This is a genomic window from Microbulbifer halophilus (genome assembly GCF_026183675.1).
GTDB lineage: Bacteria > Pseudomonadota > Gammaproteobacteria > Pseudomonadales > Cellvibrionaceae > Microbulbifer > Microbulbifer halophilus.
The window spans coordinates 69,504-91,874 of sequence record NZ_JAPIVK010000015.1 but is presented as its reverse complement, the minus strand read 5'-3'; the positions used below and the strand labels follow the sequence as shown (position 1 = coordinate 91,874).

Annotated in this window: 19 protein-coding genes; 10 read left to right on the top strand and 9 right to left on the bottom strand. The window is 60.1% G+C overall.

Annotation, left to right across the window (positions count from 1 at the left end; translation table 11 throughout):
• The first annotated feature begins 145 nt into the window (after positions 1-145).
• The 5 genes from OQE62_RS09880 to OQE62_RS09860 all read left to right on the top strand — a co-directional run bounded on the left by OQE62_RS09880 (position 146) and on the right by OQE62_RS09860 (position 6,857).
• The gene (locus OQE62_RS09880) at positions 146-2,722 is read left to right on the top strand and encodes an LPS-assembly protein LptD (RefSeq protein WP_265721864.1); all 2,577 of its coding nucleotides are present in this window, start codon (positions 146-148) and stop codon (positions 2,720-2,722) included.
• Positions 2,723-2,730: 8 nt separating this feature from the next.
• Positions 2,731-4,071 (top strand): peptidylprolyl isomerase, encoded by a 1,341-nt coding sequence (locus tag OQE62_RS09875; RefSeq protein WP_265721863.1) that lies wholly within the window; start codon positions 2,731-2,733, stop codon positions 4,069-4,071.
• Positions 4,072-4,122: 51 nt separating this feature from the next.
• The gene (pdxA, locus tag OQE62_RS09870) at positions 4,123-5,109 is read left to right on the top strand and encodes a 4-hydroxythreonine-4-phosphate dehydrogenase PdxA (RefSeq protein ID WP_265721862.1); all 987 of its coding nucleotides are present in this window, start codon (positions 4,123-4,125) and stop codon (positions 5,107-5,109) included.
• A gap of 111 nt (positions 5,110-5,220) precedes the next feature.
• Positions 5,221-6,045: a 16S rRNA (adenine(1518)-N(6)/adenine(1519)-N(6))-dimethyltransferase RsmA gene (gene rsmA, locus OQE62_RS09865; protein WP_265721861.1), complete on the top strand. Its 825-nt coding sequence runs from the start codon at positions 5,221-5,223 to the stop codon at positions 6,043-6,045.
• Complete coding sequence (locus OQE62_RS09860) at positions 6,045-6,857, top strand: symmetrical bis(5'-nucleosyl)-tetraphosphatase (RefSeq protein WP_265721860.1); 813 nt, start codon at positions 6,045-6,047, stop codon at positions 6,855-6,857. The genes rsmA and OQE62_RS09860 overlap by 1 nt, the downstream gene beginning before the upstream one ends.
• Here the strand turns inward: OQE62_RS09860 and OQE62_RS09855 are convergent, their stop codons facing one another.
• Positions 6,858-7,601 (bottom strand): anti-sigma factor family protein, encoded by a 744-nt coding sequence (locus OQE62_RS09855; protein WP_265721859.1) that lies wholly within the window; start codon positions 7,599-7,601, stop codon positions 6,858-6,860.
• The gene (locus OQE62_RS09850; protein ID WP_265721858.1) at positions 7,598-8,113 is read right to left on the bottom strand and encodes an RNA polymerase sigma factor; all 516 of its coding nucleotides are present in this window, start codon (positions 8,111-8,113) and stop codon (positions 7,598-7,600) included. Before OQE62_RS09850 ends, OQE62_RS09855 begins: the two co-directional genes overlap by 4 nt.
• A 187-nt stretch (positions 8,114-8,300) precedes the next feature.
• Between OQE62_RS09850 and OQE62_RS09845 the strand changes: the two genes are divergently transcribed.
• Entirely contained in the window at positions 8,301-8,705 is a 405-nt protein-coding gene (locus OQE62_RS09845; protein ID WP_265721857.1) for a DUF4168 domain-containing protein, read from the top strand.
• Between the two features lie 271 nt (positions 8,706-8,976).
• The gene (locus tag OQE62_RS09840) at positions 8,977-9,363 is read left to right on the top strand and encodes a DUF4168 domain-containing protein (protein WP_265721856.1); all 387 of its coding nucleotides are present in this window, start codon (positions 8,977-8,979) and stop codon (positions 9,361-9,363) included.
• A gap of 1,034 nt (positions 9,364-10,397) precedes the next feature.
• Here OQE62_RS09840 and OQE62_RS09835 read toward each other — a convergent pair.
• From OQE62_RS09835 to galE, 7 genes are all read right to left on the bottom strand, one after another.
• Positions 10,398-11,201, bottom strand: coding sequence for a CPBP family intramembrane glutamic endopeptidase (locus tag OQE62_RS09835; RefSeq protein ID WP_265721855.1), 804 nt, complete (start codon positions 11,199-11,201; stop codon positions 10,398-10,400).
• A gap of 294 nt (positions 11,202-11,495) precedes the next feature.
• Positions 11,496-11,903 (bottom strand): hypothetical protein, encoded by a 408-nt coding sequence (locus tag OQE62_RS09830; RefSeq protein WP_265721854.1) that lies wholly within the window; start codon positions 11,901-11,903, stop codon positions 11,496-11,498.
• A gap of 53 nt (positions 11,904-11,956) precedes the next feature.
• Positions 11,957-12,154 carry a class IIb bacteriocin, lactobin A/cerein 7B family gene (locus OQE62_RS09825; protein WP_265721853.1) on the bottom strand — a complete coding sequence of 66 codons (198 nt, stop codon included), beginning with the start codon at positions 12,152-12,154 and terminating at the stop codon, positions 11,957-11,959.
• Positions 12,155-12,188: 34 nt separating this feature from the next.
• The gene (locus tag OQE62_RS09820; protein WP_265721852.1) at positions 12,189-13,793 is read right to left on the bottom strand and encodes a peptidase domain-containing ABC transporter; all 1,605 of its coding nucleotides are present in this window, start codon (positions 13,791-13,793) and stop codon (positions 12,189-12,191) included.
• A 57-nt stretch (positions 13,794-13,850) separates the two neighbouring features.
• A complete protein-coding gene (locus OQE62_RS09815; RefSeq protein WP_265721851.1) occupies positions 13,851-14,315 on the bottom strand; it encodes a cysteine peptidase family C39 domain-containing protein in 465 nt (154 codons plus the stop codon).
• A gap of 5 nt (positions 14,316-14,320) precedes the next feature.
• Complete coding sequence (locus tag OQE62_RS09810) at positions 14,321-15,541, bottom strand: HlyD family secretion protein (protein WP_265721850.1); 1,221 nt, start codon at positions 15,539-15,541, stop codon at positions 14,321-14,323.
• Positions 15,542-15,976: 435 nt separating this feature from the next.
• Positions 15,977-17,005, bottom strand: a complete 1,029-nt coding sequence (gene galE, locus OQE62_RS09805) for a UDP-glucose 4-epimerase GalE (protein ID WP_265721849.1) — start codon at positions 17,003-17,005, stop codon at positions 15,977-15,979.
• 362 nt (positions 17,006-17,367) lie between these two features.
• On the opposite strand from galE, the gene OQE62_RS09800 reads away from it, so the two are divergent.
• The 3 genes from OQE62_RS09800 (at position 17,368) to OQE62_RS09790 (ending at position 22,315) form a co-directional block, all read left to right on the top strand.
• The gene (locus OQE62_RS09800; RefSeq protein WP_265721848.1) at positions 17,368-19,290 is read left to right on the top strand and encodes a PrkA family serine protein kinase; all 1,923 of its coding nucleotides are present in this window, start codon (positions 17,368-17,370) and stop codon (positions 19,288-19,290) included.
• A gap of 155 nt (positions 19,291-19,445) precedes the next feature.
• Positions 19,446-20,726: a YeaH/YhbH family protein gene (locus OQE62_RS09795; RefSeq protein WP_265721887.1), complete on the top strand. Its 1,281-nt coding sequence runs from the start codon at positions 19,446-19,448 to the stop codon at positions 20,724-20,726.
• The gene (locus OQE62_RS09790; RefSeq protein WP_265721847.1) at positions 20,726-22,315 is read left to right on the top strand and encodes a SpoVR family protein; all 1,590 of its coding nucleotides are present in this window, start codon (positions 20,726-20,728) and stop codon (positions 22,313-22,315) included. The genes OQE62_RS09795 and OQE62_RS09790 overlap by 1 nt, the downstream gene beginning before the upstream one ends.
• Positions 22,316-22,371: the final 56 nt, after the last annotated feature.

Here is a 22,371-nt window from a genome sequence, read left to right as displayed (position 1 = left end):
CCGCCGAAAAAAAGGTAGAGGGCACGGCGGCCCGGGTCAGTGTTATCGGACTCTACATTCAAGTAGAATCAGCCGTTGATTTTCGCGGGGCTCTGCCGCGCTCCCCTCTACGGAAACTCTAAAGATAGCCGGAACTATTCACCTGATGCTGCAAGCTTCCCGGTGGCGCCGCCTGGCGCTGGCCATTGGAAAAATTTCGCGCCCGCGCTCCGTTGCCACAGGCCTGGCCACCGGCCTGATCGCCGCACAGCCGCTGTGGGCGCAGACCGCGGACAACAGTGCCGCCGACAATCCGGGCTACAACCCCTACCTGTACCTCGACTGGCTGCCCCGGCAACAGCTCGGCCCGCAACGGCGCGCGACCCTGCCGGCGGCCTGTACCGGGGCCTTTGTGGCACCGCCGCGCAATTACAGCGACGCCGACCGGCTGCCGGACGAGGCGCCCCTGCGCGCCACCGCGGACGAATCCGAGTGGCTGGACGACGGCACCGCGCAGTTGCGCGGCAATGTACACGTCACCCAGGGCTACCGGCAGCTGTCCGCCGACCGGGTGGATGTGAACCGCGCCGAGAGCACCGCCTACCTCAGCGGCGCCATCGAGATACGCGAGCCGGGTATGTTGGTCCGCGGGCGGGCGGCAGAAGTTCACACCGACAGCGAGGCGGCGGCGATCGAGGACGCCACCTACGTGCTGCACGAAGATTTCATCCACGGCAGTGCCCGCTACGCCGCTCGCGAGGCCAGCGGTGAGCTGACCCTCACCGAGGGCGACTACACCCGCTGCGAGCCCGGCGACGAGTTCTGGCGCATGACCGGTGGCGAAATCAACATCGACAATGTCGAGCGCCAGGGCGTGGCGCGCGATGTGCGCCTGGAAATCGCCGATGTACCGGTGTTCTATTTTCCCTACCTGCGCTTCCCGGTGGGCGATGCGCGCCTGTCCGGCCTGCTGTTCCCCTCCCTCAGCCACAGCGACGAGAACGGCTGGGATATCGCCGTCCCCTACTACTGGAATATCGCCCCACAGTTGGACGCCACCATCGTGCCGCGCTATATCCAGCACCGCGGCAGCGGCGCCGAGGTGGAAGTGCGCCACCTGAGCAACTGGTTCAACAGCGAACTGCGGGTCGCCGGCCTGCCCGACGACAAGGGCGGCGACGACGAAGACGCCCGCGAGCTGATTCGAGAGGGTTTCCCGGAAGACCTGGTGCTGCCGGCCAAGGGCGAGGACCGCTGGCTGCTGAACTTCGAACAGCAGGGCGGCAACGACAGCTTCTGGCACACCGATATCGACTACACCAAGGTCAGCGATCCCGACTACTTCCGCGACCTGGATACCGCCAACCTGAGTGTGGCCGCGGAGCGCAAGGTCAACCAGACGGTGCAGGGCCGCCTGACCCTGGGTGAAAACTGGCGGGCCAAGCTACGCGCCCAGGAGTACCAGCTACTGGAAAAGGACAAGTTCGACACCTTCAGCCAACTGCCGCGCCTGGACTTGGACGGCGCCTACCGCTGGGGCGACTGGGCGCTGGCACTGAATCACGAACTCACCCGCTTCGACCACGAAGACACCCAGACAATCCGCTTTATCGAAGACGTGGGCGATCCGGAGAGCATCACAGAGCGGACGCGCAACTTTATCAATGCCGACCGCGCGCGCCTGGACTACGAGCTCGACTGGGACAAACAGTGGCTCTGGGGCTATTTCACCCCCGGCATCGCCCTGCGCCATCTCGGTTACCAACTGGACGACCAATTCCTGGCGCCGGGCACTACCGATTCCCCGGAGGCCTCCGCGGCGCAGCTCACGCTCAACACCGGCCTCTATTTCGAGCGCGACGGCAACGCCTTCGGCCGCCACTATGTGCAGACCCTGGAGCCGCGCCTGTTCGCGCTGGCCAGCTCCGAGGCGGACCAGAGCGACTTCCTGGAGCTGGGCAACAGCGACATCAGCGGTATCGACCCCAAGAGCAACAACCTGTTGTTCGACACCTCCCTGTTCACCCCCAGTTTTCACCAGCTGTTCCGCGACAGCCGCTTCAACGGCAACGACCGCATCGACGACGCCGACCGCATCGCCCTGGGCCTGACCAGCCGCCTTGTCGATCCCGCCAGCGGCCGCGACCTCTTCTCCGCCAGCGCCGGGCAGATTTTCTACGCCGAGGACACCCGTATCGAGCTGGACGAGCCCATCGAGGACTCGCCGCGCTCGGAGTTCGCCGTGGGCATCGAGAGCCGACCGATCCAGTCCCTGCGCGCCAGCAGCACACTGATCTACGACGAGCAGGAAAACGAACTCAACCGCGGCAGCTTCACGCTACGCTACCTGGACAGCGATTTCCGCCTGTTCAACCTCGGCTACCGCTACCTGCGCCGGGAGGGGCGGTTCGACGTGGAGCAGTTGGACGCCTCCGCGGTGGTGCCCGTGAGCGCCAGTACCTCGCTCCTGGCCCGCGCCAACTACGATGTCACATTCGAGCGGGAACTGGAGTACCTGGCCGGCGTCGAATATGACAGCTGCTGCTACCGTGCGCGCCTGGTCTGGCGCCGCTCGCTGGACAACGATCTGGCCGACGTGGTAACTCCAGAGGAGCTGGAGTTCGACGAAGGGGTCTACCTGGAGATACAGCTCAAGGGCCTGGCTGGCCTGGGCACTACGGTCACCCGTATGCTCAGCCAGGGCATCGCCAATTTTGATCAGAGAGAAGTACTGAAACAGTGATGAGAATAATGACCAAATCCGCTTGCAAACAGGGTCTACTGACACAGGTCGCACTCTGTGCACTGGCCGCACTTTTCACCATCGGCGCCCACGCACAGGTGCAGACACTGGACCGCGTGGTGGCCGTAGTCGATGACGACGTGGTCATGGCCAGCGAGCTGCAGGAACGCCTCGACACCATCTCAGCGCAGATCCAGTCGCAGGACGTGCAGGCGCCACCAGAGGACGTGCTGCGCCGCCAGGTACTGGAGCAACTGATCGTCGAGCGGCTGCAGCTGCAGATGGCCCAGCGCGCCGGCGTCACCGTATCCGACGCCGAACTGGACCAGGCCATTGCCCGCGTGCAGCAGAACGCCGGCGCCAGCCCGGAGCAATTCCGCCAGCGCCTGGCCGCCGATGGTATCTCCGCGGAAGCCTTCCGCCGGCAGATCCGCCAGGAACTGCTGATCCGCCGCGTCGAGCAGGGCAGCGTCAACCGCCGCATCGAGATCACCGACCAGGACATCGACAACTTTCTGCGTTCCAAGGAAGGCGAATTCTGGAAGTCACCCCAGTACGAACTGGGCCACATCCTGATTCCGGTCAATTCCAGCGCCCCCGCCAACGAGGTCGACGAGGCGCGGCAGAAAGCCGGACAACTGGCCGAACAGGTGCGCGGCGGTGCCGACTTCCGCCGTCTGGCGATCGCCAACTCCGCCGGCCAGAACGCCCTGGAGGGCGGCGACCTGGGCTGGCGCAAGACGGTGGAACTGCCGACGCTGTTCGCCGACGCCCTGGAGAACCTCGAGGTCGGCGACATCACCGAGCCCTTCCGCAGTGACGCCGGCTTCCACCTGCTGAAGATCCATGCCGAGCGCGGCTCCACCGAGCAGGTGGTGGAGCAGACCAAGGTGCGCCATATCCTGGTGAAGACTTCCGCCATCCGCGACGACGACGCCGCCTACAACCTGCTGGTCGACCTGCGCCAGCAGGTCCTCGACGGCGCCGACTTCGGCGAACTGGCCCGGGAGCACTCCGAGGATATCGGCACCATGCTCAACGGCGGCGACCTGGGCTGGTCCAACCCCGGCCAGTTCGTGCCCGAATTCACCCAGGCCATGGACAACACCCCGGTGGGTGAAATCAGCATGCCGTTCCACAGCGAGTTCGGCTGGCATATCCTGCGCGTCGACGACCGCCGCAAACAGGACATGACCGACCAGTACATCCGCAACCAGGCCGCGGACCTGCTGCGCAATCGCCGCTACGAGGAAGAGCTGCAGAACTGGCGCCGCGAGATCCGCGACCAGGCGTATGTGGAAATCAAGCTGCCGGAACTGCAGGACGAGCAGTCCGAGAGCACTGACTAGCCTGCAGGCGAACACCGGGCGCGCGGCGCCCGGTCAGCCCCCGAGCAACCCATGATTCCGAGAATTGCCCTCACCCCCGGCGAACCCGCGGGCATAGGCCCGGAGCTGGCGGTCAAACTGGCCGCCGGCGGCCACGCCGCGCAAATAGTCACCGTCGCCGATCCGCAACTGCTGGAGGATACGGCGGCGCGGCTGCGGCAGCCGCTGGAGCTGATTCCCTTCGACCCCGGACAGGCCGCCACCGAAACACCCGCCGGCAGCCTCCATATCCTGCCGGTGGAGATGGCCAGTGCGGCGGCGCCGGGGCAACTGGATATCGCCAACGGTCCCTATGTGCTCGAGACGCTGCGACGCGCCGCCGGGGGCTGCCTGTCGCGGGAGTTCGACGCGCTGGTGACCGGGCCGGTGCACAAAGGGGTCATCAACGACGCCGGTATCGCCTTTTCCGGCCATACGGAATTTTTCGCCGAGCAGGCCGGAGTCGAACGGGTGGTGATGATGCTGGCGGCGGAGGAGCTGCGCGTGGCCCTGGTCACCACCCACCTGCCGCTGAAGGATGTCAGCGCCGCGATTACGCCGCGGCGGCTGGAGCAGGTTGTCACCATCCTGCATCGCAGCCTGCGCGACCAGTTCCGTATCGGGCGGCCGTGTATCGGCATCTGCGGCCTCAACCCCCACGCCGGCGAAGGCGGCCACTTGGGGCGCGAGGAAATCGACATCATCGAGCCGTCGCTGGAAAAACTGCGCGCGCGGGGAATCGAACTGATCGGCCCCCTGCCGGCGGATACGCTGTTTACACCGCCGCAACTGGCCCGCTGCGATGCCGTTCTGGCCATGTACCACGATCAGGGACTACCGGTGTTAAAATTCAAGGGATTCGGCCACGCCGTCAACATCACCCTGGGGCTGCCGTTTATCCGCACCTCGGTCGACCACGGCACCGCCCTCAATATCGCCGGGCGGGGCATTGCCGATGGCGGCAGCCTGCGGGCCGCACTCTCCCAGGCCGTAGAACTTGCGCAATTGCGCCAGCCGTAGCACCCCACACTCTTCTGCAGGAGCCTGCTGTGACCGCATGGATGGCGGAGTGCCGCCCAGCGGAATGCAGAGTTTGCAGGAACAAAAAATCTGTCAGGCGAATATTTATCGATGGACAACTTCTTCGATCACAGGGCGCGCAAGCGCTTCGGCCAGAATTTCCTGGTCGATGAGAATATTATTGAAAAGATCGTGCGCGCAGTCGCACCAAAGGAAAGCGACAACCTGGTGGAAATCGGCCCCGGCCAGGGCGCCATCACCCGGCTGTTGCTGCAGCACTGCCCGTCGCTGACCGCGCTGGAACTGGACCGCGACCTGATCCCGATGCTGCAGTTCAAATTCCGCGACTACCCGGAATTCAGGATCCTCGAGCGGGATGCGCTCAAATTCGATTTCGACACCCTGAGCGGAGAAGCCGGCGAGCGGCCGCTGCGTATTGTCGGCAACCTGCCCTACAACATCTCCACACCACTGCTGTTCCATCTGCTGGGATTTCGCGGCAGGGTGCAGGACATGCACTTTATGCTGCAGAAAGAAGTGGTCGACCGCCTCAACGCCACACCGGGCAATAAATCCTATGGCCGCCTCAGCGTGATGGTGCAGTATCACTGCCGCGTGCAGGGGCTCTTCCCGGTGCCGCCGCAATCTTTCCGCCCGGCTCCCAAGGTGGAATCCGCGATAGTGCGATTGATTCCCCACGCGGAGCCGCCGCGCCCGGCGAAAGACGAACCCCTGCTCGGGCGCATTGTCAGTGTCGCCTTCCAGCAGCGCCGCAAGACACTGCGCAACGCGCTCAAGCCACTGTTCCCCGAACTCGACGCGGGCGGCCTGCCGGTGGACGCGAGCCGCCGGCCGGAGACTCTGAGCGTGCAGGAGTTCGTGGATCTGGCAAATTATTTGGGGACCGGGAAACAGGAAACGGGGAAGGGTAACTAATGGCCACCTACGCGATCGGCGATATCCAGGGTTGTTTCGAGCCGCTGCAGCGGCTGCTGGAAAAAATCCACTTCCGCCCTGACCGCGACAAACTGTGGCTGGCCGGCGATATGGTACACCGCGGCCACGACAGTCTCGGCACTCTGCGCTTCCTCTACGAGCACCGCCACCAGGTCACCGCCGTGCTCGGCAACCACGACCTTCATCTGCTCGCCCTGGCCCACGGCGCCAAACGCCTGACCGACAGGGAACAGGACCTGGCAAGAATCCTGCGCGCCCGGGATGCGGACAAACTGCTGACCTGGCTGCAGGACCTGCCGCTGGTGGTGCATAAAAAGGGCTTCACCATGGTGCACGCCGGTATACCGCCGATCTGGAGCGTCAGCAAGGCACTGGAACTGTCGCGGGAGGTCCACAGGGCGCTGTCCGACGAAGCCCTGGCGAAGGCGTTTTTCTACGGCATGTACGGCAACGAGCCCCACTGCTGGAGCGAGCACCTGCTGGGTATCGAGCGGCTGCGCTCCATCACCAACTATTTCACCCGCATGCGCTTCTGCAGGGCCGACGGCACCCTGGACCTGGTCACCAAGCGCGGCCCCCAGGCCGAGCACGGCGAATATAAACCCTGGTTCAGTTTTCCGGAGAGAAAAACCGGGAATGACAAAATCATCTTCGGCCACTGGGCCGCACTGGAGGGGCGCGCGGACACGAAGAATGTGTACGCACTGGATACCGGCTGTGTCTGGGGTGGCTACCTGACCGCGATGCGGCTCAGTGACGAGGCGTTCTTCTGCGCGGACTGCAGTCTCTGATCACATTTTGCTGACGCCCGACGGCAGATCCTTCTCCTGAATCGGCTGCAGTGCTGGCCCATCTGCCGGTGGAGCAGCCAGCATGTCACTACCTGAAGACACGGCCGGGGGGGAAGACAAGTGGCGGCGCAGGCTGACGGCCAGGGACATCAGCTCCGCGGCACCCCGCCCGCCTTCGAGTGCAAAGTGCCTGCCGCCTTCAACCCACTCGACGCGCGCTGCTCCCCGCTGTGAGCCACTATATCCGGCTCCCACGCCCTGAGCGGCCGTTTCGTATAGCACCAGGCTGCTGCCGTCCCCGCCGCTGAAGTGATATTCGACCATACCCTCTTCCATCGGATGCTGCCCGGGCTCCAGTTCCAGTCCGGCGTATGAGGGCCCGGCCTGTTGTGTTTCGGCCGGAGCGGGTAATACCACCCCCTGTGTCGAGCCGTTTCTGTCCAGTACCAGCCAGGGAACAACGACAGCGAACAGCGCCGCCGCGCCGGCGATAAAAAGCGGCCCGCGGTACGGCGATCGCGGATTACGCGCTGCGGGCTCGGGCTCCCCCTCCCGATCCGTAGCAAATACGCTGTGCAGCTCCGCCTCCTGCTTCCAGTAAGCGTAAATTCGATCGGCATCCTGCGGGTTGGCGCGCAGGTAGGCGGCGACCCGGGCACTATCTGCCCGTGACAATTGACCGTCGGCAAAAGCACTCAGGTCCTCGTTGCTCACAGATCGGTCGTTGCGATTTCCGCGCATCATTTGACCCTCCTGAGGTGATTGTCGTCGCGCTCGGTGACGCCTCGGGCGCAGTGACGACGCAGTGATTCCCGCGCCCGCGACAGGCGCGAACGCAGGGTGCCGATATTGATATCCAGTATTTTCGCGGCCTCCTCGTAGCTGGGGCTCTCCAACACCATCAGCATCAGCGCGGCGCGCTGCTCGGGCGGTAACACCTCAATGGCGGCGACCGCTTCGCGACACTGCATGTGGGGATCGTGCCCGGCCTCCACCGTCCAGTCCTCGCCCGCATCTGCAACCGCCACCTCCCGACGCGCCCTCGCCGTCACCCGCTGGTTGAGATAGATCCGATAGAGCATGCGAAATAGCCAGGAGCGGATCGCCCCGCTGCTTCGCCACAGATGGCGCTTGTTCAGCGCCCGCTCCAGGCAATCCTGCACCAGATCCTCCGCCGCCAGTCGGTCCGCGCAGAGGCTCAGCGCATAGCGGCGCAGATGGGGAATCTGATCGCATACTTTTTGTTCAAATCTCATGGGTTGCCAACAATCGTACGATATCTTTATATTCCGCTTACTCTATATACAGTTCCCGATCCATCAGGTTCCTGCCCACCCTCAAAAAAAATGTGAAAATTCCCGGAACCGACCCGCCGCGACTCCTGTTATTACCTGTGATGGCCAACCATCAGCAAACTTACAATAGACTCAGGAGTATAAATCTATGAGCAAACGGACAATCCACCAGTCCAGCCGATTCGTCTCCGCGATCGCCGCCCTGTTGCTGACCGCCGGCGCCGCCGCCCAGGCCCAGCAGCCGCAGCAACCGCCGCAACCCCAGCAGCCGCCGCAGCCACAGCAGCCCGCAGCCACAGCGGCGGACTTCAGCGACGCGGAGCTGAAATCCTTTGCCCAGGCGCGCGCGGAAGTGGAAACCATCCGCACGGAAATCTCTACCAAACTGCAGAACACCCAGGATCAGCAGGAAATGCAGAAACTGCAGGAAGAGGCCAACGTGAAGATGATTGCCGCAGTAGAGTCTGCAGGGCTGTCCCGCGAGAAGTACAACGCAATCGCCCGGGCCGCCATGAACGATCCGGAGCTGGCGGAAAAGCTCTCCAAGCTGTAATGAGCCGATATCCGGGGCCTCGCGGCCCCGGTCCGGTCCCCGCCATCAACAGCCAGCCCGGACTTTTCTGCCGCCCCGTGCAGAAATTACGGGATCTCCGGAGACTTACCCCCTCGACGTCGGTGCATCGCGGTATTCCACCAATCGACCCCAATCAAAAATTAATCAGAAAGATTCCAATCTTCTGGAACCCGCCGGCGGTGGCCGCTGTTGGCGCACTCGAGGGTATCGATCGTAATACCCGCCTATAAAACAACCGGGAGTAAAACCGATGATCAAATGGACCCAACCGCTCACCGCATTCCTGCTCGCCCTGGCCGTATCCACAGGTGCCGGTGCCCAGAGCGACGCCACCGACAGCGGTGCCAAGCAGGCTTACAAACCGGCAAAGGCGATAGCCGCGACCGACTTCAGCGATTCCGAACTGAAAATATTTGCGGAAGTCCAGGCCGAGGTGGAGCAGATGCGCACCACCCTCCAGGGCAAGCTGAGCGGTACACAGGATCCCGAAACGGCCAGGAAGGTGCGCATGGAAGCCAACGAGGAAATGGTCTCGGCGGTACAGAGCAGCGACCTGAGCCCGAAACGCTACAACCAGATCGCCCGGGCCGCGCTGAACGACCCCGAGCTGGCGGAGAAAATCCAGCAGATGGAGTGACTCTGCGCGTGTCGGCGGCCCATTGGGCCGCCTGCCGCATCAGCAACCCAACAAGAGGTACCGACACACGTCGGTTCAGGCGGGTTTCCGCGACTCGGGCAACGTCAGCGAGGCCGAATAAAGCTTCTTCAATACGATTCCCGCCCAGAACAGATAGGCGATCAGGCCAACGGAGGCCGGCCACCACTGGGACGGGGAAAAACCGGATACCGTCCCGAGCCCGTCGACGGTGTCGAAAAGAGACAGCATCCCGAGCGCGAATGCAATCAGGTTTGAGGAAGCGACCAGAAAAAAAGTTCTATTTTAAGGCTCATATCATTCGCCATCCTTACATACCGCATATCGACATTCTACTCAGTCCGACCTTACATTTAGCGCCTTCCCTGGATAGTGCGATATACGAAAAAAATACCCGTTAAAAATAGATAAATTGCTGCATAGACCCCAATGTCGACAGCTAAGCTTGACAGTCTGAAGCCTTCTTCAAAAAAATTATGATTAATGGATAGAGTTCTCATTAAAACAAGGTGGATAATTGCTGACAATACCGCAATAGCTGCATAGCTCATCACGCTTTCCCATTAAGTGTTTTTTGAAAAGTACGTCCGCCGCGGCGCACATAAATTCCCGCACGGTGCGCACCGCGCACCCTACTCGCTGGAATAGCCATTCGGATTACGCGGCTGCAATATTAAAGGCTTGACCCCGCTGATCACTCAGCGATTCCGAACTGAAAATGTTTGCGGAGGCCCAGGCCAAGGTAGAGCAACGCGCACTACCCTGCAGGGCAAGCTGAGCAACGCACAGGATCCCGAAGCGGCCAAGAAGGCGCGTATGGAGGCCAACCAGAAAACGGGCTCGGCGGTACAAAGCAGCGGCCTAACCCCGAAACGCTACAACCAGATCGCCCGAGGCGGCCTATTGGGCCCGGACCGCTCACTGAATCGCGCCCGGCGGGCTGTCCACCGACCCACCATTACAGACGCCGGCCCGGCCGCAGGCCGGATCGACCACACCTCACGGTGCCAGTGGCACTACAGAATCCCCAGATAGATAACCAGTATCGCTGCGCCGAGATTGTTCAACGCATGCAATAACATGGGCAGTAGCACAGATCCGCTCCTTTCCCGCGCCATCCCCAACACCAGCGCGAGCACGAAAACGAATCCCAACTGTAACCAGTGATACTGTCCCCAGTGCAGCAGCGTGAACAGGGTGGATGTCAGCAGCAGGGTACCGCTGAAGCCCAGGCGCGACTGCCGCCAGGCCCGGAACAGATAGCCGCGGAACACCAGCTCCTCCAGCAGCGGCGCCGCCAGCACCAATACCAGCGCCAGCGGCAGGTTTCGGCTGCCCGCTATCGACTGCATAAACTCGCCCTGCTCGATACCGAGAGCCTTCACCGTCAGCATCTGGGCGACCAGGAATACCACCAGCACTGGTAGCCATCGCCACAGTGAGCTCAACTCGAAAGCACGCAGGGCCAAGGTCGCGCGTCGAGTCTGCGTATCGAACTTCGATGCAAACAACAGCACCGGTAGTATCAGGCAGAACTGCGCCAGATACATCCCCGTCAGCGCGGCCGGTGTCTTTATGTGCGCCTCTACCGATTTCTGAATCGACGCCGGATCGACGACTTCTCCATTCGCACCGAATTGCGCACCCAGATAGCCACCGTAGCCAGCGATGTACAAAAACACGCCGACAAAGTGCAGGATAGCAAATAACGTCAACCAGCTGGTGGCGTACCAGGGACTCGGCAAAAGCCCGGCTTGCGTTGATTCCGCTCCAGAATCATCTTCGCTTGTACTGGAGATATTTTTTTCTACAGACTCCATTTCAATCCGCCCCCGCATTTTCTTGATTCCGAAATAATATATTCAACCACTTTCAGCTCGCCAATCCGTCTTTCCTTCGCCACCCTATCGTTATCACGCTTACAACATAGCCTGCAGCTGTTTTGTCAAGACTTGACCCCTTCGTTCTTTGGGATAACTATTCTGAATAGAACCATCCAACAACGATTCTTCCATATTCATACTTATTACTTGAATCCAAGTCATTTTACAAAAATATATAACTCTTTATTTCGCTCCCACTTCTTTCAGGTGTACGTTACCTGTATGATCCCGTTATTTGTGATTAGCATCCTTATGTGCTGCAACTCTATCACCGCTGCTTTCTATTAAAATAGCTCGCTGTTGTGCTAACACCCAAATCAAGACTACCATCAAATACATTATTGCTGTCATCAGCAAGTCCATAATATCGAAAGTCCCCTCTGGCAGAACCACTTGTAAAAACTCATACAACAAAATTCCCAACGTATATGAAGAAAAGTGTGGCAAAAAATTCCTTCCCTCATAAAGAATGACCACCAGTATGGCGCTAACAATTATAGCCAGAGAATTGGGATATGTATCCGATAGAAACGCTAACATTCTTGAATCATACACCTTACTCCTCAAGCAGTCGGCTAGAAGCCCCTGAGAAATCAGCATTGCAAAATCTAAAAAACTAATCAAAGATATTTTTTTCATGAATCAATAAAATAGCCACAAGGAAGACTCCCTGTGGCTACCACATGTTTAGGTTAGCGTTGATACAGGCTGCGATATCCTGCCCCGGCGCCTTGCGCACTAGAGAACCCACTCATAAATGAGTCAATTCCTGCTTTTCCACCGATAGAATCATATACATAGCTTCCGCCAATGCCGGCTGCTGCGCCGGCGACATAATTCCAAACTCCGGCATTTACTTGCTCCACTTCCTGAGTAGTAAGCTCTTTCATAATTATATCTCCTAAAAGTTTCAATAAAAGACAGCTAATGACTAGACAACTCAATCCGCCTCCCTGCAGATCCGACCGTCTCCGGCCTATGAGCCACCAATACCCGAGTAATGGCGAGCCTACTGATATGGTCGTTGACCACAGACTCGTTCGCCACATCCAGGTGACTGGTCGCTTCATCCATGAACAGTATGCGCGGCGCGCGGTACAGAGCGCGCGCCAGCACGATTCTCTGCTTCTGGCCACCGCTCAAGCTGGTGCCCATATCGCCCACCAGGGTGTTGTACTGCATGGGCATTTTGACAATTTCTTCGTGGATACAGGCCATCTGGGCGCAGTGCGCGATGTGCTGTAAATCCGGTTGCGGTTCGAAACAGGCGATATTGTCGGCAATGCTACCGGCCAGTAGCTGATCGTCTTGCATAACGCCGGCGATCTGGCTCCGATAGCCGGGCAATTGTTTCAGGGGCTGGCCGTCGATCAGTATTTCGCCCTCGCTCGGTTCCAGCAGGCCCATCAGGCACTTAAGCAGTGTGGTCTTGCCGCAGCCGCTGGGACCGACGATAGCGACGGTTTCCCCCGCCTCGATGGCGAAGTTCAGGCTCCGAAAAGCAGGCGCTTCGGCCTCGCCGTAGCGGAAACCGAGGTTGCGCACTTCGATCCGTCCGCCGAGCGTTTGGTCGGACCCGCCGCTGTGGATCGCCAGCGCATTCTCCTGATCGAGTTTTTCCGTTTGCGTAAAAACGATATCAGACAGGCGATCCAGGTGCAGACCGAGCATCTTGATTTCAATCCACTTGACGATCAACGCGTCCATGGATTCCACAAAACGGTTCTTGTAGCTCATGAAGGCGTAGAGCATACCCACGGTGAAGATATTGCCCATCACCGCGGTAGCGGCAAAATAGATCACCAGCAGGTTTTCCAGCCCGAACAGTAGGCGATTGATGGTGTCGTAGCCGATATTCCAGCGTGTGATGCGGATATCCTTGTTGATGCTGTCCGCAAGGCAATTGTGCCACTGGCCCTGACGGTCATTTTCTCGCTGGAACAGCTTGACGGTCTGGATGGCTCGAACGGATTCCATAAAGTGGGAATCGTGTTTCGCCTGGGCGACAATCTTTTCCTCGGTGAGCAGCCGCAGCGGCCGAAAAAGTAGCAGTCGCAGGACAGCGTAAAGCACCACTACCAGTAGGACGATCAGGGTCAGCTTTACGTCATAGAAGAACATGGCCGCTAATGTGATCAGTGCCATGATTCCGTCGACCACCGCCGATACCAGCCCTGTGGTGAGTAGCTCGCGCACCTTATTCAATGATCCGAATCGGGATACCACATCGCCCATATGTCGTGTGGAGAAATAACTCATCGGTAGGCGAATAAGATGGCGGAAAAGGTTGGCGGCCATCTGCATATTGAGCCGGCTGGAAATATGCAGTATCACCCACTCCCGCAGGGCATTGGTTCCAGTCTGTATCAACAGCAGCAGGCCGAAGCCGATGGCCAGAACCAGCAGCAGGTTTTCGTCGCCGCGGAGGATGACGTCATCCACCACCGTCTGCATATAGAATGGCGTTACTACGGCGAATATCTGCAATAGCAGGGACAGCAGTAATACCTGGATCAGGCTGCGCTTCAACCCACTGATGCGGGACCAGAAATGGCTGAGCTTCAGGCGCTGGCGATCTTCACCGGTCTAAAACGTATCTGTTGGAGTAAGCTCCAGCGCAATACCGGTAAAGTGCTGCCCAAATTCTTCTCGGGTCAGTACCCACTCCCCCATCGCCGGATCGTGAATGGTGATTTTGGAACGCTGTACAGACTTGAGCACCACGAAGTGGTTCATGTCCCAATGCAGTACACAGGGCAATTGCAGCTCTTCCAGGCGCTCCAGTTCCAGGCGCAGGGCACGGCCCGACAGGTTCAGTCGGCCGGCCATATCTATCAGGGTCTTGAGGTTGGTGCCGTGGCTGGAAATACTGAAGCGCCGCCGCAGGCCGGCCAGGTCTGTGTGATAGCCATGATAGCCGGCGATCATCGCCAGGCATACCAGACCGCACTCTGCCGCCTCCGTCTGCTGTATCACCGGCAGCCGCCGGCCGGTGGCGAAATGCAGTAGCCATTCCGGGCGCGCCTGGCCGGATGTTTCTTGTGCAGGCACTTCCATCACAGCCTCCCCTTCAGGCTATAGATCGGTTCGAGCAGCCACTGCAGCAGACTGCGTTCGGCCAACTGCACATCAGCGGAGAGGGTCATGCCCGGCTTGAGGGAGAAGTCCTTGCCGTAGGCGCGGACTGAGGGTCGCCCGAGTTCGGCGGAAACCTGAAAGACCGGTTCGCGAACCGTAACGGGCGCATGGAGCAGTTCGTCGGGCAATATCACGGTATCGGACACCTCCACTACCGAACCGTCGTGGAGACCAAACTTCTGGTAGGGAAAGGCATCGTAGCGAATATTCAGGGCCTGCCCGGCATCGAGGAAACCCGCGGACCGGACGGGCACCAGCAATTCGGCCTTCAGCGCATGGCCATCGGGCACCAGGGACAAAACCGGAATGGTGGACTGGGCCTGCTGGCCTTCCCGCGCCTGCAGATTGCTGACAATCCCCGCCCTGGACGCCTTGACGACATAGGCCCGCTGGCCGTGTAGCTGGGCAATCTGTTGGGCGAGATCGGAGAGGCGCGCTCGCAACTGGTCGGCGGTATTGGCGTGCTCCTCGGGCAACAGGGCTCGCTCATTCTCCAGTTGCTGAACCTGGTTGCGCAACTTGATCCGACTGCGCGCCAGACTCTGGCGTTCGGTACTCAGCTCCAGCTCCTGAGCGACTACGCCTTCCAGCTCGGAAGAGGAAATATGGCCGCGCTCCTCGAGAAGCCGGTAGCGCTCCGCCTGCTCCGCAATCAGGGTGTAGCGCCGGCCCTGGGTGGCGATCTGCTTTTCCAGTAAAGACAAATCTTCTTTCGTGGCCGCGATACGCTGCTCAAGATCCCGGCGCCGCTGCCGATAGATTTTCTCGCTGCGCTCCAACTGTTCGCTGAGCAGTTGGCGCTGGCTTTTGTACTCGGCCAACAGCAGGGATTCCAGGTGTTTTCCGTCGGCGAGGATACGATCGCCATTGACCACGATCAGAGGCTGATCTTCTACGACCCGCTCGCCCTCCTCGACCAATACTTGCTTGATAATGCCGGACCGTTCGGCGTAGATACGCACCACACCCGAGGCCGGCTCCAGCCAACCCTGCACGGTTTCCTTGCGGGCATAATCGCTGGCGGCAAGCCAGACAACAGCGGCAAACACCCATGCCAACAGCAGAGCCAGTATCGCGACATGGGAAAAGCGGGGCAGCAGAAGAATATCGCCGTGCAGGCGATCTGCTTGCCGTTCCATGGCTTTCTGACGAAACAACCCTGTCACTACTAAATCCTTCGATTACATCGTTTCCCTGTGGTGACGCATTTTTTAACAAAGTCGTGGCGGCACATTCAACAACAATCTGATTACAAGCCATTACACAAACCGAACAATACTACGGTTTTCGTCATCCAAACTGAGAACTCGATGGGCCATGAAACCCGTTGTCGGATTGTCCCCGCAGGCTATGTAATGGCCAGCCGCGAATCAGGGAAGGGGATGGCTCGCGGCCATCAGAGGGATGGAAAGGGATTTTTTGGGCTGGTGCTAGAGCGCTACAGAAAAGGCAGAGGAGCACAGCAACGCGCCCTCGACAGCCTCACTGGATGGGATTGATAGGCAGGCTCCGCTTTGCCCATCTATCGGCCAGCGTAGGGTGCACCGTGCGCACCGGACCCGACACGGCGCACCCTACCCGCCTGAATAACCGTTCGGATTCCGCGACTGCCAGCGCCAGGTATCCTCGACCATCCGCTCCAGGCCGAACTCCGCCTTCCAGCCCAGCTCCCGCTCGGCGACCGCCGGATCGGCATAGCATTCGGCAATATCGCCCGCGCGGCGCGGCGCAATTTTGTAGGGAATCTCGCGACCACTGGCCTTTTCGAAGGCGCGCACTATTTCCAGTACCGAACTGCCGCGACCGGTGCCCAGGTTGTAGGTGTAGCAGTCCGGTTGCGTCTCCCCGCGACGCAGTTTTTCCAGTGCCGCCAGGTGGCCGCGGGCCAGGTCCACCACGTGGATATAGTCGCGCACGCCGGTACCGTCGGGGGTGTCGTAGTCGTCGCCGAATACCTGCAGTTGCGGCAGGCGCCCCACCGCCACCTGGGCCACGTAGGGCAGCAGGTTGTTGGGGATGCCGCTGGGGTCCTCGCCGATAGTGCCGCTTTCGTGGGCGCCGATGGGATTGAAGTAGCGCAGCAGGCTAACGGCCCAACCGCTGTCCGGTGCCGCGCAGAGGTCGCGCAATACATCCTCCACCATCAGCTTGCTGGCGCCGTAGGGATTGGTGGCACCGGTGGGGAAGTCCTCGCGGATGGGCACACTGGCCGGGTCGCCGTAGACGGTGGCGGAGGAACTGAAGATCAGTTGCCTGACACCAAACTCTTCCATCACCCGGCACAGGTTCAGGGTGCCCGCGACGTTGTTCTGGTAATAGCGCAGCGGCTGCGCCACGGATTCTCCCACGGCCTTGAGACCCGCAAAATGCATCACCGCATCGATCCGGTAACGGGAAAAGATTTCCCGCAGCCCCTCGGCGTCACCGATATCCACCCGATGGAAGGGCAGCCGCTGCCCGGCAATGGCTTCCACCCGCAGCAATGCCTCCTCGCTACTGTTGCTCAGGTTGTCTACCACAACGGGCTCCCAACCCGCCGCCAGCAGCTCGACGCAGGTGTGACTGCCTATATAGCCGGCACCGCCGGTCACGAGAATAGCCATCGGGGCTCCCTGTTAATGTCTTTCGGTTCTCAGGAGGCCGCCTAGTAGATCGCAAAACTGCCACTTATTTCAACCTGTGTTCGTGCCAGTTCGATGCCGGGTTTTGAGGGAAAGCTATGCTGGAGATGCGGGAGCGGAATTCGGACTGCCCCAACCGCGGCAGAAGCAGCCGCCACTGGTAATAAAGATAGTGTTAGGCGCACAGGCGCATTTCAGCATCGGCGCAATCCGCGGCGCGGGTTCGCATCAGGTCGCCAGCCCGACAGGTTTAGCAGTACTTTTTGGTGCGGGGAGTCCGCGGCCCCAATGCGGACACCCGGAATGCCGGATACTGTACGACACGCTACAGGGAGCTGTACATCATGACGATTTTCAACCACTACCTGGAAAGGTATGAATCCATCCAGGACGAAGAACTCAGCATCCAGGAATACCTGGAGCTGTGTAAAAAGGACCGCAGTGCCTATGCCTCCCCGGCCGAGCGCATGCTGATGGCCATCGGCGAAGCGGAACTGATCGACACCTCCCTGGATCCGCGCCTGTCGCGCGTCTTTTCCAACAAAGTCATCAAGCGCTACGAGGCCTTCAGCGATTTCTACGGCATGGAAGATGCCATCGAACAGATCGTCTCCTTCTTCCGCCACGCGGCCCAGGGCCTGGAGGAGAAAAAACAGATTCTCTACCTGCTTGGCCCGGTAGGCGGCGGCAAGTCATCCCTGGCCGAAAAGCTCAAGTCACTGATGGAGAAGATTCCGATCTACGCCATCAAGGGGTCGCCGGTGTTCGAATCGCCGCTCAGCCTGTTCGATCCGGACGAGGACGGCCAGATCCTGGAAGAGGATTACGGAATTCCGCGCCGCTATGTGAATACCATCATGTCGCCCTGGGCAATGAAGCGGCTGCACGATTTCAAGGGCGATATCAGCAAGTTCCGCGTGGTAAAAATCCGCCCGTCGATTCTCGACCAGGTCGCCATCGCCAAGACCGAGCCCGGCGATGAAAACAATCAGGATATCTCCTCGCTGGTGGGCAAGGTCGATATCCGCAAGCTGGAGGACTTCCCGCAGAACGACCCGGATGCCTACAGCTTCTCCGGCAGCCTCTGCCGCTCAAACCAGGGGCTGATGGAGTTCGTGGAAATGTTCAAGGCGCCGATCAAGGTGCTGCACCCGCTGCTGACCGCGACCCAGGAGGGCAACTACAACAGCACCGAGGGGCTGGGCTCCCTCCCCTTCAACGGCACCATCCTCGCCCACTCCAACGAATCCGAGTGGCAGTCCTTCCGCAACAACCGCAACAACGAGGCTTTCCTCGACCGCATCTATATCGTCAAGGTGCCCTACTGTGTGCGGGTGCAGGAGGAGATCAGTATCTACCGCAAGCTGCTGGAAAACAGCTCCCTGTCGAAAGCACCCTGCGCCCCGGACACACTGCGGATGCTGGCGCAGTTCTCGATACTGTCGCGGATAAAGATTCCGGAAAACTCCAGCATCTTCTCCAAAATGCGTATCTACGACGGCGAGAACCTGAAGGATACGGACCCGAAGGCGAAGACCATCCAGGAATACCGCGACAATGCCGGCGTCGACGAAGGCATGACCGGTCTCTCCACCCGCTTCGCCTTCAAGATTCTGTCCAAGGTCTTCAACTTCGACGCCACCGAGGTGGCGGCCAACCCGGTGCACCTGCTCTATGTGCTCGAACAGCAGATAGAACAGGAGCAATTTCCACCGGAATTACAGGAGAACTACCTGGGATTCCTCAAGGAGTACCTGGCGCCGCGCTATGTCGAGTTTATCGGCAAGGAAATCCAGACCGCCTACCTGGAGTCCTACGCCGAGTATGGCCAGAACCTGTTCGACCGCTATGTGACCTACGCCGATTTCTGGATCCAGGACCAGGAGTACCGCGATCCGGAGACCGGCGAAATCCTCGATCGCGGTGCACTGAACGAGGAACTGGAGAAAACCGAAAAACCAGCGGGCATCTCCAACCCGAAGGATTTCCGCAACGAGATCGTCAATTTCGTGCTCCGTGCCCGCGCCAACAACCAGGGCAAAAACCCCGACTGGCGCTCCTACGAGAAATTGCGCGCAGTGATCGAGAAGAAGATGTTCTCCAATACCGAAGACCTGTTGCCGGTCATCTCCTTCAACACCAAGGCCTCCACGGACGACAAGAAGAAACATGCGGACTTTGTCGACCGCATGGTGGAGCGGGGCTATACCGAGAAGCAGGTACGGCTGCTTTCGGAGTGGTATCTGCGGGTGCGCAAATCGCAGTAGCAGCTCAATCCGCCATGGCGTTGAATCCAGAAGTGGCGGCAGATGTTAGAGCGGATCACAAGCTGTAGGAGCCTGTTTGCAGGCGAATGGAGCACCGCAGAGGCTCCTACAGGAACGGCCGCGACGCCGCCGCGCTCCCGACTAAAGGCAGTAATATGAGCTATATCATCGACCGCCGACTGAACGGCAAGAAGAAGAGCACCGTGAACCGGCAGCGGTTCCTGCGGCGCTACAAGGCCCATATCAAAAAGGCCGTCGGCGAAGCCATGAACAGCCGCTCCATCACCGATATGGACAAGGGCGAGCGGATCAGCATTCCCACCCGCGACATCAGCGAGCCGGTCTTCTCCCACGGCCCCGGCGGCCATGTGGAACAGGTGCTGCCCGGCAACCGGGAATTCGTCACCGGCGACCGCATTCCCCGCCAGGGCCAGCAGGGCGGTTCGGGTGGTAGCGGCAGCGGCGCCAGCGACAGCGGCGAGGGCGTGGACGACTTCGTCTTCCAGATTTCCCAGGAGGAATTCCTCGACTTCATGTTCGAGGGCCTGCAACTGCCCAACATGATCAAGCGCCGCCTGGCCGGCAACGAATCCTTCCAGGTGGTGCGCGCCGGCATCAGCGAGGAGGGCACGCCCGGGCGGATCAACGTGGTACGCTCCATGCGCGCCGCCAATGCCCGCCGCATCGCCCTCACCAGCGGCAAGCGGCGCAATATCCGCGAACTGGAAACGGAACTGGAGCGGGAGGAAGACAAGGATCCCGCACTGCGGGACATGCGCAGGATCGAACACCTGCGCGGTAAAATCGACGAGATCCGCCAGCGCATAGCGCGGGTCCCCTTCCTCGATGATTTCGACCTCAAGTACAACCTGCTGATGCGACAGCCGCGGCCCCGCTCCAAGGCGGTAATGTTCTGCCTGATGGATGTCTCCGGTTCCATGAACCAGGCCACCAAAGACATGGCCAAGCGCTTCTTCCTGCTGCTGTACCTGTTCCTGCGGCGCAGTTACGAATACACGGAAGTGGTCTTCATCCGCCACCACACCAGCGCCAAGGAGGTGGACGAGGAGGAGTTTTTCTACTCCCGCGAGACCGGCGGCACCATCGTTTCCAGCGCACTGAAACTGATGCGCCGGGTCATGCGCGAGCGTTACCCCGCCAGCGAGTGGAATATCTACGGCGCCCAGGCGTCCGATGGCGACAACTGGAACGACGACTCCAGCACCTGCCACAAGATCCTGATCGACGACATCATGCCGGAGGTCCAATACTACTCCTACGTGGAAATCACCCCGCGCGACCACCAGGCGCTGTGGGAGGAGTATGAGAGCGTGCGCGGGTTGTTCCCCGATCACTTTGCGATGGAACAGATCGTGGACATACAGGATATCTACCCGGTATTTCGCCAACTATTCAGCCAGAAGGTAGCCGCCTGATGCTCGATACCTACCCGACGGGAACCACGCCGCCCGATACGGAGTCCAGCGGGCCCATTTCCACCAGTTCGGAGTGGACCTTCGAACTGGTGCAGAAATACGACGCCGCCATCGGCGAGCTGGCCGAGGAATTTGGCCTGGACACCTACCCGAACCAGATCGAGATCATCAGTTCGGAGCAGATGATGGACGCCTACTCCTCGGTGGGCATGCCGGTGGGCTACAACCACTGGTCTTTCGGCAAGCAGTTCATCAGTGTCGAGAACAGTTACCAGCGCGGCCTGATGGGGCTGGCCTACGAGATCGTCATCAACTCCAACCCCTGCATCGCCTACCTGATGGAAGAGAACACCATGACGATGCAGGCTCTGGTGATCGCCCACGCCAGCTACGGGCACAACTCCTTCTTCAAGGGCAACTACCTGTTCCGCAGCTGGACCGATGCCGGCAGTATCATCGACTACCTGATCTTCGCCAAAAACTATATTTCCCGCTGTGAGGAACGCTACGGGCTGGATGAAGTGGAAGCGATCCTGGATTCCTGCCACGCGCTGATGAATTTCGGCGTGGACCGCTACAAACGGCCCTACCCCATCTCCGCCGAGGAGGAGGAGCGCCGTCAGAAAGAGCGGGAGGAATACCGCCAGCGTCAATTGAACGACCTGTGGCGGACCATCCCGAAAATGGGCGAAGGCGAAGAGGAGAAACCCGTAAACCACTTCCCGGAAGAACCGCAGGAAAACCTGCTCTACTTCGTCGAGAAGCATGCGCCACTGCTGGAGAACTGGCAGCGGGAGCTGGTGCGCATCGTGCGCAAGCTGGCGCAGTATTTCTACCCACAGCGCCAGACCCAGGTAATGAACGAGGGCTGGGCCTCCTTCTGGCACTACACACTGCTGACGGAACTGCACAAACGCGGGCGCGTGACCGACGGCTTCATGATGGAGTTCCTGCAGAGCCACACCAATGTGATCTACCAGCCGCCGTTCGACAGCCCCTACTACAGCGGCATCAATCCCTACACACTGGGCTTCAGCATCTTCAGCGACTTGCGGCGCATCTGCGAAAACCCCACCGACGAGGACCGCCAGTGGTTCCCGGATATCGCCGGCAGCAACTGGAAGGAGACGCTGCAGTTCGCGATGCGGGACTTCAAGGACGAGAGCTTTATCCTGCAATTCCTGTCGCCAAAGGTAATGCGCGACATGAAGCTCTTCTGCATCAATGATGACGACCGGGAGAACGACATCGTGATCGGTCCCATCCACGACGAGGACGGCTACCGCCAGCTCCGCGCCAACCTGGCCGGGCAATACAACCTCGGCAATCGCGAACCCAATATCCAGGTCTTCTCAGTGGACACCCGCGGCGACCGCTCGCTGACGCTGCACCACACCCAGCACCGGCGCCGTCCGCTGGGCAAGGACAGCAGCGAGGTCATGCGCCACCTGCACCGGCTCTGGGGCTTCGACGTGCACCTGCACAGCCTGCACGGCGACGAAATCACCGCCAGCTATCATTGCCCCGAACAGGGACGTGATCGCGCCGAAGGGGAAGAGGAATCGATGTTGATTCCCAAACCAATCTAGTGTGGCCAGTGGCTGGTGGTGAGTGGTCAGTGACATCTAACCACTGGCCACCAGAC